The sequence below is a fragment of the Paenibacillus sp. GCM10027626 genome (assembly GCF_042676285.1).
Classification (GTDB): Bacteria; Bacillota; Bacilli; order Paenibacillales; family Paenibacillaceae; genus Paenibacillus_Z.
The window spans coordinates 243978-259686 of record NZ_JBHTHC010000009.1; the positions used below are offsets into that span (position 1 = coordinate 243978).

General features: G+C 49.1%; 15 protein-coding genes. 14 read left to right on the top strand and 1 reads right to left on the bottom strand.

Features of this window, described 5'->3' with window-relative positions; all coding sequences use genetic code 11:
* Positions 1-25: 25 nt before the first annotated feature.
* The gene (gene mnmA, locus ACFQ0N_RS19115; RefSeq protein WP_379329048.1) at positions 26-1132 is read right to left on the bottom strand and encodes a tRNA 2-thiouridine(34) synthase MnmA; all 1107 of its coding nucleotides are present in this window, start codon (positions 1130-1132) and stop codon (positions 26-28) included.
* 235 nt (positions 1133-1367) lie between these two features.
* On the opposite strand from mnmA, the gene cymR reads away from it, so the two are divergent.
* The 14 genes from cymR to ACFQ0N_RS19185 all read left to right on the top strand — a co-directional run bounded on the left by cymR (position 1368) and on the right by ACFQ0N_RS19185 (position 15257).
* Positions 1368-1787, top strand: coding sequence for a cysteine metabolism transcriptional regulator CymR (gene cymR, locus ACFQ0N_RS19120; protein WP_379329050.1), 420 nt, complete (start codon positions 1368-1370; stop codon positions 1785-1787).
* A gap of 73 nt (positions 1788-1860) precedes the next feature.
* On the top strand, positions 1861-3012 hold the full coding sequence (locus tag ACFQ0N_RS19125) for a cysteine desulfurase family protein (RefSeq protein WP_379329052.1): 1152 nt from the start codon (positions 1861-1863) through the stop codon (positions 3010-3012).
* Positions 3013-3027: 15 nt separating this feature from the next.
* Positions 3028-3579, top strand: coding sequence for a PRC-barrel domain-containing protein (locus ACFQ0N_RS19130; RefSeq protein ID WP_379329054.1), 552 nt, complete (start codon positions 3028-3030; stop codon positions 3577-3579).
* Positions 3576-3770, top strand: coding sequence for a hypothetical protein (locus ACFQ0N_RS19135; protein WP_379329056.1), 195 nt, complete (start codon positions 3576-3578; stop codon positions 3768-3770). The genes ACFQ0N_RS19130 and ACFQ0N_RS19135 overlap by 4 nt, the downstream gene beginning before the upstream one ends.
* A gap of 143 nt (positions 3771-3913) precedes the next feature.
* Positions 3914-4984 (top strand): AI-2E family transporter, encoded by a 1071-nt coding sequence (locus ACFQ0N_RS19140; protein ID WP_379329058.1) that lies wholly within the window; start codon positions 3914-3916, stop codon positions 4982-4984.
* A 381-nt stretch (positions 4985-5365) separates the two neighbouring features.
* The gene (alaS, locus tag ACFQ0N_RS19145; RefSeq protein ID WP_379329060.1) at positions 5366-8002 is read left to right on the top strand and encodes an alanine--tRNA ligase; all 2637 of its coding nucleotides are present in this window, start codon (positions 5366-5368) and stop codon (positions 8000-8002) included.
* 49 nt (positions 8003-8051) lie between these two features.
* Positions 8052-8315 carry an IreB family regulatory phosphoprotein gene (locus ACFQ0N_RS19150; RefSeq protein ID WP_379329062.1) on the top strand — a complete coding sequence of 88 codons (264 nt, stop codon included), beginning with the start codon at positions 8052-8054 and terminating at the stop codon, positions 8313-8315.
* 108 nt (positions 8316-8423) lie between these two features.
* Complete coding sequence (ruvX, locus tag ACFQ0N_RS19155; RefSeq protein ID WP_379329065.1) at positions 8424-8840, top strand: Holliday junction resolvase RuvX; 417 nt, start codon at positions 8424-8426, stop codon at positions 8838-8840.
* Between the two features lie 8 nt (positions 8841-8848).
* A complete protein-coding gene (locus ACFQ0N_RS19160; protein WP_379329067.1) occupies positions 8849-9163 on the top strand; it encodes a DUF1292 domain-containing protein in 315 nt (104 codons plus the stop codon).
* Positions 9164-9194: 31 nt separating this feature from the next.
* On the top strand, positions 9195-9497 hold the full coding sequence (locus ACFQ0N_RS19165; RefSeq protein ID WP_379329069.1) for a DUF1292 domain-containing protein: 303 nt from the start codon (positions 9195-9197) through the stop codon (positions 9495-9497).
* A 119-nt stretch (positions 9498-9616) separates the two neighbouring features.
* Complete coding sequence (gene mltG / locus ACFQ0N_RS19170; RefSeq protein ID WP_379329071.1) at positions 9617-10741, top strand: endolytic transglycosylase MltG; 1125 nt, start codon at positions 9617-9619, stop codon at positions 10739-10741.
* A gap of 18 nt (positions 10742-10759) precedes the next feature.
* Positions 10760-11713, top strand: coding sequence for a peptidase U32 family protein (locus tag ACFQ0N_RS19175; protein WP_379329073.1), 954 nt, complete (start codon positions 10760-10762; stop codon positions 11711-11713).
* Positions 11714-11716: 3 nt separating this feature from the next.
* Positions 11717-12976 carry a peptidase U32 family protein gene (locus ACFQ0N_RS19180; protein ID WP_379329075.1) on the top strand — a complete coding sequence of 420 codons (1260 nt, stop codon included), beginning with the start codon at positions 11717-11719 and terminating at the stop codon, positions 12974-12976.
* Positions 12977-13202: 226 nt separating this feature from the next.
* Positions 13203-15257 carry a methyl-accepting chemotaxis protein gene (locus ACFQ0N_RS19185; RefSeq protein ID WP_379329077.1) on the top strand — a complete coding sequence of 685 codons (2055 nt, stop codon included), beginning with the start codon at positions 13203-13205 and terminating at the stop codon, positions 15255-15257.
* Positions 15258-15709 lie beyond the last annotated feature (452 nt).

Consider the following 15709-nt stretch of genomic DNA (forward strand, 5'->3'; position numbering starts at 1 on the left):
AGTCCGTTTGCCAGGAGGTCATCTTTTATACGTGGTGAACCTGATCAATCGTGCCGCCGCCAAGGCATATCTCGCCGTCATAAAAGACGACTGCTTGCCCGTGGGTAATCGCTTTTTGCTGCTCATCGAACTTGACGTCCACTGTGGATCCGTCCTCGCGGAAAGCGATGGTGACGCCTTGATCCGGCTGGCGGTAGCGGAATTTTGCTGTACAGCGCAGCTCGGCCTGCGGCTTGTCGGGAGGGATCCAGTTGACGTCTGTGGCCGTCAATCCCTTAGAGTACAGGCTTGGATGCTTGTCTCCCTGTACGACGTACAAAATATTTTCTTTCAAATCCTTGGAAGCCACGAACCAGGGCTCGCCGCTGCCGGAGCCGCCAATGCCGAGTCCTTGCCGCTGCCCGAGCGTGTAGTACATCAATCCGTCGTGCCGTCCCTTTTGCTCTCCGCTGACAATATCGATCATCGGACCGGGCTGGGCGGGCAGATAGCCGCTTAAAAAGGTTTTGAAATCACGTTCCCCGATAAAACAAACGCCGGTGCTATCCTTCTTCTTAGCGGTGGCTAGTCCGGCTTCCTCAGCAATTCGCCGCACCTCCGGCTTCGGCAGATGACCGATCGGGAACATCGCCTTGCTTAGCTGCTTCTGATTTAAAGCATGCAGGAAATAGGTCTGGTCTTTGTTGCTGTCTGCGCCGCGCAGCAGCCTGGTCTGACCGTCCGCAGTCCGCTCAACGCGGGCATAATGGCCGGTAGCCAAATAGTCGGCGCCCAAATCGAGCGCTTTTTTGAGAAAATCGCCGAACTTAATTTCACGATTGCACATGACGTCCGGATTAGGCGTCCGGCCGCGGCGATATTCCTCCAGAAAGTAAGCAAATACTTTGTCATAGTACGCTTGCTCGAAATTAACTGTATAGTAAGGGATCCCGATTTGGTCGCATACGCGGCGGACATCTTCTGCATCCTCTTCAGCGGTGCAGTGGCCGAACTCATCGGTATCATCCCAGTTTTTCATAAAAATGCCGATCACATCGTAGCCTTGCTGCTTGAGCAGAAGGGCGGTAACGGATGAATCTACGCCGCCGGACATACCGACTACGACTCTTGTTGAAGCATTGTCATTATTCATTGCTAAATCCACCACCTTATATCATATGCAGTTAAGCTTTCCTGCAGATTTCTTCATTGTAGCACAAATTGAATAACTTTTTCATGAGATAGTCAAGCTTTTTTCACCAAAAACGGCTTGAGTGTGTTAACATAGATATGTAATGGGAATACAATGATTAACAAATGGATTGCCAGCAGGCAAGACTTCAACCGTGGTATAGCCACTTGTACGTTTCGGAGAAGAGGTGCTGTAGTTGAAAATATCGACCAAAGGCCGGTATGGTTTAACGATTATGATGGAATTGTCCACGAAGTTTGGTGAAGGACCGACTTCATTGAAAAGCATTGCTGAACGGAATGGACTTTCGGAACACTACTTGGAGCAATTAATCGCTCCGCTGCGCAATGCCGGTTTGGTAAAAAGCATTCGCGGCGCATACGGCGGTTATATTCTTTCCCGGGAACCGGAATCCATTACGGCCGGCGATATCATTCGTATATTGGAAGGACCTATCTCTCCGGTGGATTTTACGGAAGAAGACGATCCGGCCAAGCGCGATCTATGGCTTCGCATCCGCGACAGCATTGCCCAAGTGTTGGATTCAACGACACTTGCGGACTTGGTTTCCTATAAGGAAGACGGTCATTTGGATTCCTATATGTTTTACATTTGATGGCCTATCGAAGCCGCTAAGCGTTGCCGCTTGCGGTTCCGGCCAAACCTTGCTTAAAGGATGGATGCATGGGATGCAGTACTATTTTGACCATGCTGCCTCGACCCCGGTTCATCCCGAGGCTGTGCAAGCAATGCTGGATGTATACACTTCAATGACAGGTAATGCATCCAGCACGCATAGTTTCGGACGAGCAGCCAGACAACTGCTTAATCGGTCGCGAGATTGCATCGCCGCACAGATTGGCAGTTCAGCAGCAGAGCTTGTATTTACTTCAGGCGGCACAGAGAGTGACAATGCTGCTATTGCGGGTGCGGCTTATGCGATGCGCAATAGAGGTAAGCGACATATAATAACTACCGCCGTCGAACATCATGCGGTTTTGCATACATGTGAAGCACTTGAGGAGGAAGGTTTTCGTCTGACGATTCTCCCTGTAGATGAGTATGGGATCGTTGCTCCGGCTGATGTTGAAGCGGCAATCGAACCAGACACCGCCCTCATTAGTGTGATCTATGTCAATAATGAGACAGGAACGATTCAGCCGATTGCCGAAATTGGCGAAATCGCACGCCGCCGCGGCGTATTGTTTCATGTCGATGCGGTTCAGGCGCTTGGCTCAATGCCCATTGATCTGCGTACTTTACCTGTTGATTTAATGAGCTTCTCCGCCCATAAAGTAAATGGACCCCAAGGTGTAGGAGCATTATACATTTCGCGGCACACTCCATTTCATCCGATTATTCACGGCGGCTCTCAAGAACGGAAGCGGCGGGCAGGGACGGAGAACCTGGCCGGAATCGCCGGATTTTCCAAAGCAGTTGAACTTTCTGTGAAAAATATGGCAGCAAGGAAACTTTTTTTGGACGAGCTTCGTCTTAGATGGGTAGAGTGTTTGCAAGCGATGGCGCAGACGTCATCAATCGTTGTAAATGGTCATCCCTCACAGTATGTGCCAAACATTATCAATGTAAGCTTTATCGGTGTCGATACCGAGACTATGCTAATGAATTTGGACCTAGAGGGCATTGCGGCTTCGAGCGGTTCCGCATGCACTGCCGGGGCGCTTGAGCCCTCCCATGTGCTGCATGCGATGGGGCTGCCGGCAGAAAGATTGCAATCAGCTGTCAGATTTAGCTTCGGTTTGGGAAATACTATGGAGGAAATCGAAATTGCGGCAAAAAAAATTGAAACGATTTTGCGCCGCGTTCGTACTACTGCCTAGGAGGCTTTCCCGGACTTGATTAAACTTCAGCATATGATTGGTCTTCCTGTATTGGAAATAGACACAGGCAAGCAGATCGGACATGTTAAGGACGCATGGTTCGATGAGCATTGGCAGCTTACGGGGATTATTTTAGAGGGCGGACGCCGCTTCTTATCCGCTATGAAATCTATCCTGTGGCGCGATGTGCTCATCTGCGGAGAAGACGCAGTTTTGATAATGAATGATACTGCTGTCCGCAAAGCGAAGCCTGATGAAGTATGCCGAACTTTTCTTACCGGCTCCAATCGGCTGAAAGACTTGCCGGTCGTAACGACAGACGGTGAGCAATTAGGTCGCATATCAGATGTTTATTTTAATGAAATACTGGGAACACAAATAGTAGGCTACGAGCTTACAGACGGTTTCATAGCGGATTTGATGGAAGGTCGACGTTGGCTGCCCGTTCCGCCTGATCCCGATACCGTCATGCTTGGGGAAGATGTGATTATAGTTCCTGCCGGCAGTGAAGATCGGCTGGAGACGGTCACTGCTTCTGATTCGGATATAGGGAGAAATGAACCATGAGATGTCCCAACTGTAACTCGAAAGATATCGGGAAAATCGGATCCCATCAGTTTTATTGCTGGGGATGCTTCATTGAACTGACTGTTAATGGAGATAAAATGTCGGTCTACCAAGTGGAAGAAGACGGTACTTTAAGCTCGCTTGACGACCTGTTCTTTGAAGAGGAATTACCGCAAATTCATGCGAATTAAACGAGACGCGTAAAGAGAGTTGTTCTGGCAGCAGCATATGTTTGCTGCCAGAGCAGCTCTCTTTTTTGTGAATTGGGATGAAGAGGACGACTTGTACATATACTGATTACAACACAAATTGGGACAGGAGGGGGCAAGCCGGAATGGAGCGATTCACCAATAATCGTCTGTTCGTGCTGCTGGTTTATATTATTCTCGGGCTTGTCGCTCTTTATTTGCTGCTGCTGATTAAGCCGCTGATCGTTCAGGTGTACGGCTTTCTAAAGGCCGTCCTCGCTCCTTTCCTTATAGCAATGATCATTTCTTATGTATTGAATCCGATTGTCAGTTTGCTGGGCGAGCGGAGAATGCCGCGGACAATTGCAATTTTGCTTATCTATGCCGTTTTTTGCGCCTCGCTTGCCGTTATTCTTATTAACGCCATCCCGATGTTTATCGAGCAATTGGAGCAGCTTAACCGGCATATGCCCAACCTGACTATGCGGGCGCAAAGCCTGGTCAATGACTTGAACAACAACTCGTTTTTGCCTGAAAGCATCCGCGACGGCTTTGACAAATCGCTGGTGAAGCTGGAGAAGCAGGCGTCGGAGGCGATTTCTGATTTTATTAACAATATCGGCACGATGGTCAATGCCGTTTTTGTCGCTTTTATTATTCCGTTTCTCGCTTTCTACATTTTGAAGGATTTCAATGTGTTCGAGCGAACTGCGCTGACTTACATCCCAAGGGTGCATCGCAAGCATGTAATCAGATTGCTGAAAGATATCGACACTGCACTCGGCAGCTACATCCGCGGCCAATTCCTCGTCTGCATCATCGTCGGCGTTCTGGCCTATATCGGGTACTTGCTGATCGGCATTCCCTACCCGATTTTGCTGGCCAGTGTTGTCGCCGTTACGAATATCATACCGTATTTGGGGCCGTTTTTTGGTGCTGCGCCAGCGCTTGTTGTCGCTTCAACCATTTCATTCAAAATGATGCTGTTGGTCGTCTTAGTCAACACGGTATGCCAGATTCTTGAGAGTAATGTTGTATCTCCGCAGGTCGTCGGCCGTACTTTGCATATGCACCCGCTTTCGATTATTTTTGCCCTGCTTGTCGGGGGAGAAATTGCCGGCATTGTCGGGATGATTTTGGCTGTACCGATTTTTGCTGCGTTGAAAGTGATTTTACAGCATATCTTTGCGTATTATGTCAGAAGAAAGATCATTTGACAGCAGTCTATTCCAGCCGATATACTGTTGACTATAGTCAATATGCAGAAATCGTCGATGAAACATTAAGTATGTTATAGCCCGTCAAACAGAGATGGAATTGCTTCGCGTTCTTTCGTACATTCGAAAAGGGGCGTTGGCTGCAACAATTCCAATGGCGAAGAATGACAGAAAGCTCGTTTCGGAGAGTGAACCAAATTCACCGGCTCAGGACCCGTTATCGTCCGTCTAAGGAGATTGCCGCCGCTTCGCATTGAAGCATCTGGACGGCAATAACCAGGGTGGTACCGCGAAGACAATCGTCCCTGTTTGAGACAGGGGCGATTTTTTTGTATTTTCCGAAGCCGGAGTACAACCAAATTTATTAGGAGGCATAGTGAAATGAAAGCAAGTGAGATTCGTTCCAAGTGGCTGCGATTTTTTGAAAGCAAAGGACATCATATTGAGCCAAGCGCATCACTTGTGCCGCATAATGATCCTTCGCTCTTGTGGATTAATGCCGGTATGGCGCCGCTCAAGGCCTATTTTGACGGACGCGTTATTCCCGATAATCCGCGTATCGCCAATTCGCAAAAATGTATTCGGACCAATGATATTGAAAATGTAGGCAAGACAAGACGCCACCATACGTTTTTTGAAATGCTCGGCAATTTTTCGATCGGCGACTATTTTAAAGAAGAGGCCATTACATGGGCATGGGAGTTTCTGACCAGTCCGCAATGGATCGGATTCGAACCTGAGCGGCTGTCGGTTACGATTCATCCTGAGGATGACGAAGCTTTCCGTTTCTGGAATGAAAAAATCGGGCTTCCTGCGGAGCGAATATATAAGCTGGAGGAAAATTTCTGGGATATTGGCGAGGGGCCTTGCGGACCTTGTACAGAAATTTTTTACGACCGCGGCGAAAAGTATGGCGACCTGTCAGATCCCGAATGCTGGCCGGGCGGCGAAAATGAGCGTTTCCTCGAAGTATGGAATTTAGTATTTTCGCAATATAATCATAATAAAGACGGCAGCTATACGCCGCTTCCCAACAAAAATATCGATACGGGAGCCGGTCTAGAGCGGTTCGCATCGATTTTGCAGGATGTTGATTCCAACTTTGATACCGACTTATTCATGCCGATCATTAATCGTACTTGTGAAATCGCTAATGTGCGCTACAAGGAAAATAATGATCACGATATTGCCTTGAAAGTAATCGCCGATCATGTGCGTACTGTCGTCTTCGCCGTAAGCGATGGCGTGCTTCCTTCCAACGAAGGCCGCGGCTATGTCATTCGCCGGCTGCTGCGCCGCGCTGTGCGCTATGGCAAAACGCTTGGCGTTGACCGCCCGTTCTTGCATGATTTGGTTCGTGTTGTCGGTGACGTAATGGGGGTATACTATCCGGAAGTTACAGCGAAGCGCGAGTTTATCGAAAAGGTAATCCGCACTGAAGAGGAGCGTTTTCACGAGACGCTGTCCGACGGTCTGGCGCTGCTGTCGAATTTGGTCAAGACTGCCGAGGAGAACGGCCAGAAGGAAATTGGCGGCGAAGATGCGTTCAAGCTGTATGACACCTACGGTTTTCCGTTCGATCTGACAGAGGATTACGCTGCCGAGCAGGGAATGACGGTCGATCGTGCGGGTTTTGACAAAGCGATGGAAGCACAGCGCAAGCGCGCCCGCGAAGCGCGTCAGGAAACAGGCGGCATGAATGTGCAAGGCGGGCCGCTCGCTGATCTTACAGAGGCTTCAGAGTTTGTCGGTTATGAGCAGCTTACCGTCGAGGGCGCGCAAATTATGGCGATTGTGGGAGACGGTACGCTTGTGGAGAAGGCTGCTGCAGGCAGCAAAGTGCTCGTGCTGCTTAACCGGACGCCGTTTTATGCGGAAAGCGGCGGCCAGGTCGGAGATAAAGGAAGCATAGTGGGCGATGGCTTTGAGCTGCAAGTTGAGGATGTCACGAAAGCGCCGCACGGCCAGGCAGTTCACCATGCTGCAGTTGTCAGCGGCACTGTAACTGCAGGCGCAGCGGTAAAAGCGGTCGTCACTGCTGAAATGCGTGAGGCAACGATTAAAAATCATACCGCGACTCACCTGCTTCATCGCGCGCTGAAGGATGTTTTGGGCGAGCATGTCAATCAGGCGGGTTCGCTTGTAGAACCGGATCGTCTTCGCTTCGACTTCTCTCATTTCGGCAGCATCAGTCCGGAGGAGCTTGCGGATATCGAGCGCCGTGTCAATGAGCAAATCTGGCTCGGCACCCCGCTAACTATCGAATACAAATCGCTGGCCGAGGCGAAAGAAATGGGTGCAATGGCGCTGTTCGGCGAAAAATACGGTGATATTGTACGTGTCGTACAAGTAGGAAGCTACAGTCTCGAATTATGCGGAGGCTGCCACGTTGCCAATACGGCGCAAATCGGCTTGTTCAAGCTGCTTGGCGAGAGCGGGATCGGTTCGGGAGTCAGACGGATTGAAGCAGTCACCGGACGCGCGGCTTACGAATATATGGAGAGCCAGTTTGAGCTGTTAAAGCAGGCTGCCGCTATGCTGAAGTCCAATACGGCCGATGTGCCAAAACGGCTTGAGGCGTTGTTTGCCCAAAATAAAGAATTGAGCAGAGAATGCGAATCGCTGCAATCCAAGCTGAGCAGAATCGAAGCCGGATCGCTGGAAGCGCAAGCGAAGACGGCTGGCGATGTTACAGTGCTGGCAGCAAAAGTGAGCGCGCCTTCGATGGATGCTCTGCGGGGTATTGTAGACGAGTTGAAGGGCAAGCTCCCAAGCTCGGTCATTATTGTAGGCGCCGCTGCAGAAGACAAGGTGAATCTCGTTGCCGCTGTATCGCCTGACCTGGTCAAGCGCGGCTTCAATGCCGGCAAAATTGTAAAAGCGGCTGCAGCCGCTTGCGGCGGCGGAGGCGGAGGAAGGCCGGATATGGCGCAAGCGGGCGGCAAAGATCCGTCAAAATTAGAAGAAGCGCTGCGAATTGCTGAAGAACTGGTTCTCTCCCAAGTAAATGTGATATGATATAATTATCAATGGGCTGTTACACAGCTTGGAAAGTGAGGTGCTGGCGATGAATTCCATGGACAAGACGATGAAATTTGATGTGAAGGCAGAAGGACTTGAAACTTCTTCAAAAGATATTATACTTCAAGTATATGATGCTTTGCAGGAGAAGGATTATAATCCCATCAACCAGATTGTAGGCTATTTGCTGTCTGGAGATCCTGCATATATCCCGCGTCATAACAACGCCAGAAGTCTAATACGCAGAAAAGAGCGCGACGAGCTGATCGAAGAGCTTGTACGGTCCTACTTAAGTCAGCACCGCAGCTAACACAGCGCGAATAGCCGGATTCCAGAGTCATTAATCGCTCTTTCGGCAATGAATGCTGACTTTCCAACTGCTTGAACATGTACCAGGATGAAATGGGGCCGAAACTTTATGCGCATCATGGGATTGGACTACGGCGACCGAAGAATTGGCGTTGCGGTCAGCGATGCGTTCGGTTGGACGGCACAAAGTGTCGGAATCGTGGAGAAGCGCCGCGACGGCGGAGAGATCGAAGCGATTGGCCAATTGGCGAATGAACACGAAGTAAGCGAGATCGTGGTTGGGTTACCGAAGAACATGAATGGCACCATCGGTCCGCGTGGCGAAATTTGCATCGCATTCGCACAAGATTTGCAGCAGAAGCTAAATGTACCCGTTCACCTTTGGGACGAACGGCTGACGACGGTGGCCGCGGAGCGAACACTGCTTGAGGCGGACGTCAGTCGCAAGAAGCGAAAGTTAGTCGTAGACAAAATGGCGGCAACGCTCATTTTGCAAAATTATCTCGATTCTAAAACGAAAAGGTGAGGGTAACGATGACAAAGGACGACATGCAGTACGAAGAGCCGGAAATCATCTATATTCCGGATGAAGAAGGCAACGAGGAAGAATTCGAGGTAGTCATGAAGTTCGAGGTAGACGGTTCCGATCAGAAATATATGATGGTCGTGCCGCTTACCTCCTCCGAGTCCGAAGCAGATGACGAGGAAGAGGCGGATGAAGTGTACGCCTTCCGCTATGAGGAAGACGGGGATGATTTGAAGCTGTACACGATTGAAGATGAGGAAGAGTGGAACATGGTGGAAGAAACGTTCAACACACTCCTCGGCGAACTCGAAGACAACGATTAAGCCGTAGCAAGCGGTGAAGGGAGATACTGGCTTGAGTACGGTTGAAAAAATCAATCTTTTACAGCAAACTTATGGTGACGAGATTGAGCTTACTGATGACGCAGGTACAGCAGAGCTATATCGCATTGCTGCCGAATTTCGTTTAGGCGAGCAGGCCTATGTCGGCCTGCAGACAGCTGCAATGCGCAAGGAAGACGAAGTTGCCTTCTTTCGTGTCATATTGACGGAAGGGGACGGCGAGCCTCAGCTGGAGTCAATTGATGACGATGAGGAATGGGAAGCGGCAGCTGAAGCTTATGATGACCTGTTGTTTATTGGCGATGATCAGCCATAGCCGGTAAGAATCTATAAGTTCAAGGAAAAAGGGCGGCGCCAATAACCGCCCTTTTTCCACGGGTATAGAGCAAATTTTGTCGCAAGTTGCTGATGTTGCTTGGAACGGAGGATTAGGTTTTGGAGGAGAATGAGAGCCGCGTATCAAGAAAAAAGTCGGCCAAAAACAAAAAGCGCAGAGGAAAGCCGAGCAGGCTGCGCCTTGCATTATATGTCATGCTGACGATGTTCACTTTGTTTATCATTGTTGTCGGTGGAATACTCTTCTATGTGTGGAACGGTTTGCGCCCGGCTGAAGCGGGGGAACCAAAGCAGGTAGAGCTCAAAAGAGGAATGTCGCCGTACAAGTTTGCGGAACTGCTCGAGAGTGAGGGGATTATTCGCGATGCCTTCCTGTTCAAATATTATTTGACGCTAAAAAAAGCGGGGGGGGATTTTCAGGCGGGCGTGTATGAAATTAAACCTGGCACTGATAAAGATACCATTATCTCGATGCTTAATACAGGAAGCACGTTGAAAAAAGAAACCGTCCGCGTTACGATTCCGGAAGGCTTCACGATCGTTCAAATTGGCGAGGCTCTGGAAAAAGCCGGGCTTGTCCCTAAAAAAGAAGATTTTATTAAGCTTGCCGATAAAGAGCGGACATGGAGCAAGGCCGAGTCAGTGCGCAACATCCCGTCTAACGATAAGCTCCGTCACCGTCTGGAAGGCTATCTGTTTCCGGAAACCTATGAAATTGAAAAGGGCAGTACAGCCGAGGCGATTATTGAACGGATGCTTAAGGAGCTTGACCGAAAGCTGAGCGCGCTGCCGGCAGGCTGGGAAGAAGCGCTTGCGGAGCGGGGGCTTGATTTGCATGAGCTGCTTACGATCGCCTCTTTGATTGAGCGTGAGGTTGTAGTCGATGCGGAGCGTCCGCTTGTCTCAAGCGTTATCTACAACAGGCTGAATCAAAAGATGAGGCTGCAAATTGATGCAACTGTACAATACTTGCTTGACAAGCCGAAAGAACGGATTGTAGAGAAGGATTTGAAAGTAGAAGGGCCTTACAATACGTACCAAAATGACGGGCTTCCTCCGGGACCGATTGCCGCGCCAAGCCTGAAATCGATCCAAGCTGCGCTCTACCCGGAAGACACGGATTATCTTTACTACGTTACGAAAAAAGACGGTTCGAATGAGCATTTATTCGCCCGAACATTAAAAGGGCATAACGAAAACATTCGGAACAGCAATAAGAATTAATATTGAGGAGCAAGTAGAATGAAGAAACCGGAGTTGCTTATAGCCGCCGCTTCATTGGAGGAAGTGCAGCGATATGTCGAAGCCGGGGCTGATGCCGTAGTGCTGGGCGAAGCCCGCTACGGTCTTCGTCTGCCTGGCGACTGCAATGCGGCGCAAATCGCTGAAGCTGTTCAGGGGGCTCATCCGCGCGGCGCACGCGTGTATGTGGCAGTCAACAATCTGATGGACAATGATACGGTTGCTTTGCTGCCCGATTATTTAGCACAGCTGGCGGCTGCCAATGTGCATGCGATCCTGTTTGGAGATCCTGCTGTCTTAATGGCAGCGCGTGCTTCCGCACCGAATTTGAAGCTGCACTGGAATGCAGAGATGACATCAACCAATTATGCTACAGCGGAGTACTGGGGGCGGCGCGGCGCCTCCAGATTTGTGCTTGCCCGTGAGTTGAATATGGATCAAGTGCTGGAGATTAAAAGAAGCTGCAAGCTTGAGGTGCAAGTGCAGGTTCACGGCATGACTAATATTTATCATTCCAAGCGGCCGCTCGTAGGCAATTATCTCGATCACCAGCAATCGGCCGGCGTGGAGGGGGCTTTGCCGCTGGCCGGCAGAACAATCGGCAGCCGCGAGGATGGATTATATCTTATTGAAGTAGAACGGCCGGACGAGCGTTATCCGATCTATGAGGACAGCAATGGGACTCATATTATGAGCTCCGATGATATATGCATATTGGAAAGCCTGCACGAGCTGCTTGAGGTTGGGATTGACAGCTTCAGTATCGAGCCGTTAATGAAGACAGTCGAGTACAATGAGACGGTTATACGCGCTTATCGGAAAGCGATCGACGCTTATGCTGCTGATCCGGAAGGTTACCGGTTTGAGGACACTTGGCTCGATCCGATTCGCGCGCTGCAGCATCCCGATCGCGAGCTGTCATTCGGATTTTTCTATAAAGAGCAGATCTATTAAGCCATGCAGGAGGTGACTGGACTTTTGGCAATTTATACAGGAAAAAGACATCGTCTATCGAAGCCGGAGCTGCTGGCGCCGGCTGGTAATTTGGAAAAACTAAAGTTTGCTGTTCATTACGGGGCGGATGCCGTCTATATAGGCGGACAAAAGTATGGTTTGCGCTCCAATGCTGATAATTTTAGCTTCGAAGAAATGAAGGAAGGCGTCGAATTTGCCAAGCGGTATGGCGCCAAAGTGTTCGTTGCGACTAATATTTATGCGCATAATGAGGATATCGAAGGGCTGGAGGAATATTTGCGCAATTTGCAGGAGGCGGGCATTGCTGCTGTCATTGCCGCCGACCCGCTCATTATAGAGACGGCACAGCGCGTTGCGCCCAAGCTGGAGGTCCATATTAGCACCCAGCAGTCGATTTTGAATTGGCAGACTGTGCAGTTTTGGAAGGAAGAGGGCAGCCCGCGGGTAGTGCTGGCACGTGAAGCGAGCCTCAAGGAAATTGCGGAAATAAAGGCGCATGTCGATATTGAGCTGGAAGCATTTATCCATGGGGCGATGTGCTCTTCCTTCTCCGGCCGCTGCGTGCTGTCGAACCACTTTACAGACCGCGATTCGAATCGCGGCGGCTGCTGCCAATCGTGCCGCTGGAAGTATGATCTGTACGATCAGGAAGCGCAGCTTTTCGCCGATGAGGACGAGAAGTTTACGATGGGCTCCAAAGATCTGTGCATGCTGGAGCATATTCCGGATATGATCGAGGTCGGGGTAGATAGCTTCAAAATCGAGGGCCGTATGAAAAGCTTGCACTATGTAGCGACTGTTGTGCATGCTTACCGGCAAGCTATCGACGCGTATATGGAAAATCCGGACACCTATGAGCTGAAGCAGGAATGGCTAGACGATATTCAGAAGGCGGCGAATCGTCCGCTTAATACCGGATTTTTCTATGACACGCCTGGCGCGGAGGACCATATCTTCGGTCCGGAAGATAAGGCCGCCCCATACGATTTTGCCGGTGTTGTACTTGCATACGATGAGGAGCGGAGAGAGGCTGTAATTGAGCAGCGCAATCACTTTAAGCCTGGCCAGGAAGTAGAGTTTTTTGGTCCTGACGGCACAACGTTCAAGCAAGTAATCGAGCGTATTACAGACGAACAGGGCACCGAGCTTGATGCTGCGCGCCATCCGCTTCAACGGGTCGTTATTCGCACCGAACAGGCTGTGAAGCAAATGGATATGATGCGAAAGCGGCTTCGTTCGTAGGAGATAGATCATAAGACCTAAAAACCTTTCGTCATGCGATAAAAAGCATGGGAAGGTTTTTTTTGTGCGCAAATTTGCTTAAATATCTAACTTTTTAGGTATATTTGTCCGATATATTAAGATGGAGAAATAAGCAATAAGGCTCAGTTGGCTGGAAGCGACGTTCCAAGCGATAATTGCAGCTGCATGAAATAAAACATATAAAACATTTAGGTGGTGTCTCACAATGAAGATGAAGAGCCTTCGACTGCAAAACCCGCTGAAATCAGTTGGGTTGAAATTATTTATCATTATTTTTTCTGCCATTCTGCTCTGCGTATTAATCGTTGGTCTATCTTCTTACTCAACCGCACGCACGATCATTCAGAACAAAGTAGCTGAGTCGACCTCTGTTGCTTTGCAGCAGTCCAAAGGGAAATTGGATTTAATGTTTAAAAACTATGAAGAACTATCGATGCAAATTTTAATCGACCGCTCCATTCAATCCGATTTGCTCGTAATCGCACGTTCCAAAGAGGATTACGCCAAATTTGAAGCTTCGTCGAAAATTAACGAAGCATTGCAAAAATACGCGATCGGCAATCAATCGATCGCCAATGTCGCCCTTATTCCGGTTAAAGAAGGCGGGCAGTCGCTTTCCACCGGGTACGAAATTAAAGAAGCGCGTAAGGCGGATTGGTTCAAGCAGGTGATTGAACTTGACGGAAAAGCGATGTGGTTTCCCGTATCAAAGAGCGGCCTTAATGACAGCGGAACGAATCCGACCTTTGCATTGTCGCGGCTGATCAAAAGTACATCATCCAATGAAGCGCGGTATGTGCTCGTAATTGAAGTACAAATGAAACAGCTGGCCGGCCAGCTGGAGGATTTGAAGCTTGGCGAAGAAGGCGGAGTTGCGATTGTAGATGGCAATAACAATTATGTTTACCATACCGATGTCGAGCTGCTGGGTACTGCATCGGGAGTGGGGCTGCCTGCGATTAACGATAAAAAGTCACAAGATCGCGGTTCAATCGAAGCTACAGATGCAGCTGGCAATGAAGTGCTTGCTGTGTATAACAAGTTTCAATCGATGGATTGGAGATTGCTTGGCACTTTGCCGGTGAAGGAACTGGTGAAGGATGCCGGTCAAATTTCGCAGATGACCTGGATTATCGCCGGTTTGGCCGCGCTGCTCGCCATTGGTATCGGCTGGTTTGTTGTGTGGATGGTGGCTACGCCGTTAAGCAAGCTGCGCAATTTAATGAATGAAGGGGCTCAGGGCAACTTGACGGTGCGCTCAACCTTTAAGAGCAAGGATGAAATCGGCCAACTGGCAGACAGTTTCAATCAGATGATGACACAAATTACTGTACTGGTGAATCAAACGAATCAGACCGCTCGCGACGTATTAATGACGGCAGGGGAACTGACCGAAGCCTCGAAGAAAACAGCGGTCGCCGCCAAGGAGATAGCAATTGCGACCGAAGAAATTGCCAGCGGCGCAATGAGTCTGGCGGTTGAAGCGGAAAAGGGGAGCGACCTTACCGGCGAGATCAGCAGTCAGATGAAGCAGGTAATGGAAGCGAACGGACAGATGGTTGCTTCTGCTGATGAGGTAGAGAAGTCCAGTCATCAAGGCACTGCCTATATGTCGATGTTGATTGAGAAAACGGGACTAACCGAAGAGATGGTGCGTTCCATGGTGGAAAAAGTGGATCGGCTCAAGGAAAGCACACGCTCGATCCGCAAAATTTTGGAAGTATTGAACAATATGACGAAACAGACAAATATTTTGTCGCTCAATGCGACGATTGAGGCTGCCCGTGCGGGCACGGCCGGTAAAGGCTTTATGGTAGTTGCCGATGAAATTCGCAAGCTGGCAGATCAATCTCGCCAGTCCATCGAAGTAGTAGGTCAAATAACTGTAACCATCCAAAAAGAGATCGATGAGACGGTAGATGTATTATCGAATGCTTATCCGCTCTTCCGGGAGCAGATCAGTTCAGTCAAGGAAGCGAATGAAATCTTCCTGTCGGTACAAGAGCAGATGGCACAGTTTACAGAGCGGTTGGGCGGTGCTACTGATGCTGTAGTCAATCTGGGCCGTTCACAGACGGTGCTGTCAGAGACGATGAGCAGTGTAAGTGCTGTAGCGGAAGAGTCTTCGGCTACATCGGAGGAAGTGGCATCATTAAGCAGCGAGCAGACGAATATAAGTCAGGGCTTAGTTCAGTTATCGGATAAATTGGAAAGAGTATCGAAGGAGCTTTCTGAATTGTTGGCTAAGTTCCGCACATGAGAAGAAACGGCTGACGCCGTCCTTGACTCGAGGCAAGTTGGTTCAAAAATCGATAAACGGATAAGCTGCCGTATATCTGAACTTCTTATAGAGGACACCTCTTCTGAAAAGTAGTGTATTGCTGCACACAATCACTATACTAAACGAAGGGGTGTTTTTCTGTTTTTACATTAGATGGATGATTATCCCTATAATTCTAAATCCATTACAAGGGGCTTGACGAACAGAAACAAAATGATTATAGTGTTTACATACCCTAACGGGTATGTGTATATAAAAAGAGAGGAGCGTTTTTGAATAATAATTTAAGTACCGCTCTAGATTTTGAGTGAAAATTTTGGATTGGAAATCAGTGAGAAATTTTTTTTGCCCAAAATTATACCCAGTGGGGTATATTTAAAAAGAGATATTAGAGCATGACAACAAAATATTGAAATTAGAAAGGCAGGAGC

Coding starts and splice junctions, on each gene's coding strand:
- mnmA (WP_379329048.1), bottom strand. CDS start 1,132: ATGAATAATGACAATGCTTCAACAAGAGTCGTAGTCGGTATGTCCGGC.
- ACFQ0N_RS19125 (WP_379329052.1), top strand. CDS start 1,861: ATGCAGTACTATTTTGACCATGCTGCCTCGACCCCGGTTCATCCCGAG.
- ACFQ0N_RS19135 (WP_379329056.1), top strand. CDS start 3,576: ATGAGATGTCCCAACTGTAACTCGAAAGATATCGGGAAAATCGGATCC.
- ACFQ0N_RS19140 (WP_379329058.1), top strand. CDS start 3,914: ATGGAGCGATTCACCAATAATCGTCTGTTCGTGCTGCTGGTTTATATT.
- alaS (WP_379329060.1), top strand. CDS start 5,366: ATGAAAGCAAGTGAGATTCGTTCCAAGTGGCTGCGATTTTTTGAAAGC.
- ACFQ0N_RS19150 (WP_379329062.1), top strand. CDS start 8,052: ATGAATTCCATGGACAAGACGATGAAATTTGATGTGAAGGCAGAAGGA.
- ruvX (WP_379329065.1), top strand. CDS start 8,424: ATGCGCATCATGGGATTGGACTACGGCGACCGAAGAATTGGCGTTGCG.
- ACFQ0N_RS19160 (WP_379329067.1), top strand. CDS start 8,849: ATGACAAAGGACGACATGCAGTACGAAGAGCCGGAAATCATCTATATT.
- ACFQ0N_RS19175 (WP_379329073.1), top strand. CDS start 10,760: ATGAAGAAACCGGAGTTGCTTATAGCCGCCGCTTCATTGGAGGAAGTG.
- ACFQ0N_RS19180 (WP_379329075.1), top strand. CDS start 11,717: ATGCAGGAGGTGACTGGACTTTTGGCAATTTATACAGGAAAAAGACAT.
- ACFQ0N_RS19185 (WP_379329077.1), top strand. CDS start 13,203: ATGAAGATGAAGAGCCTTCGACTGCAAAACCCGCTGAAATCAGTTGGG.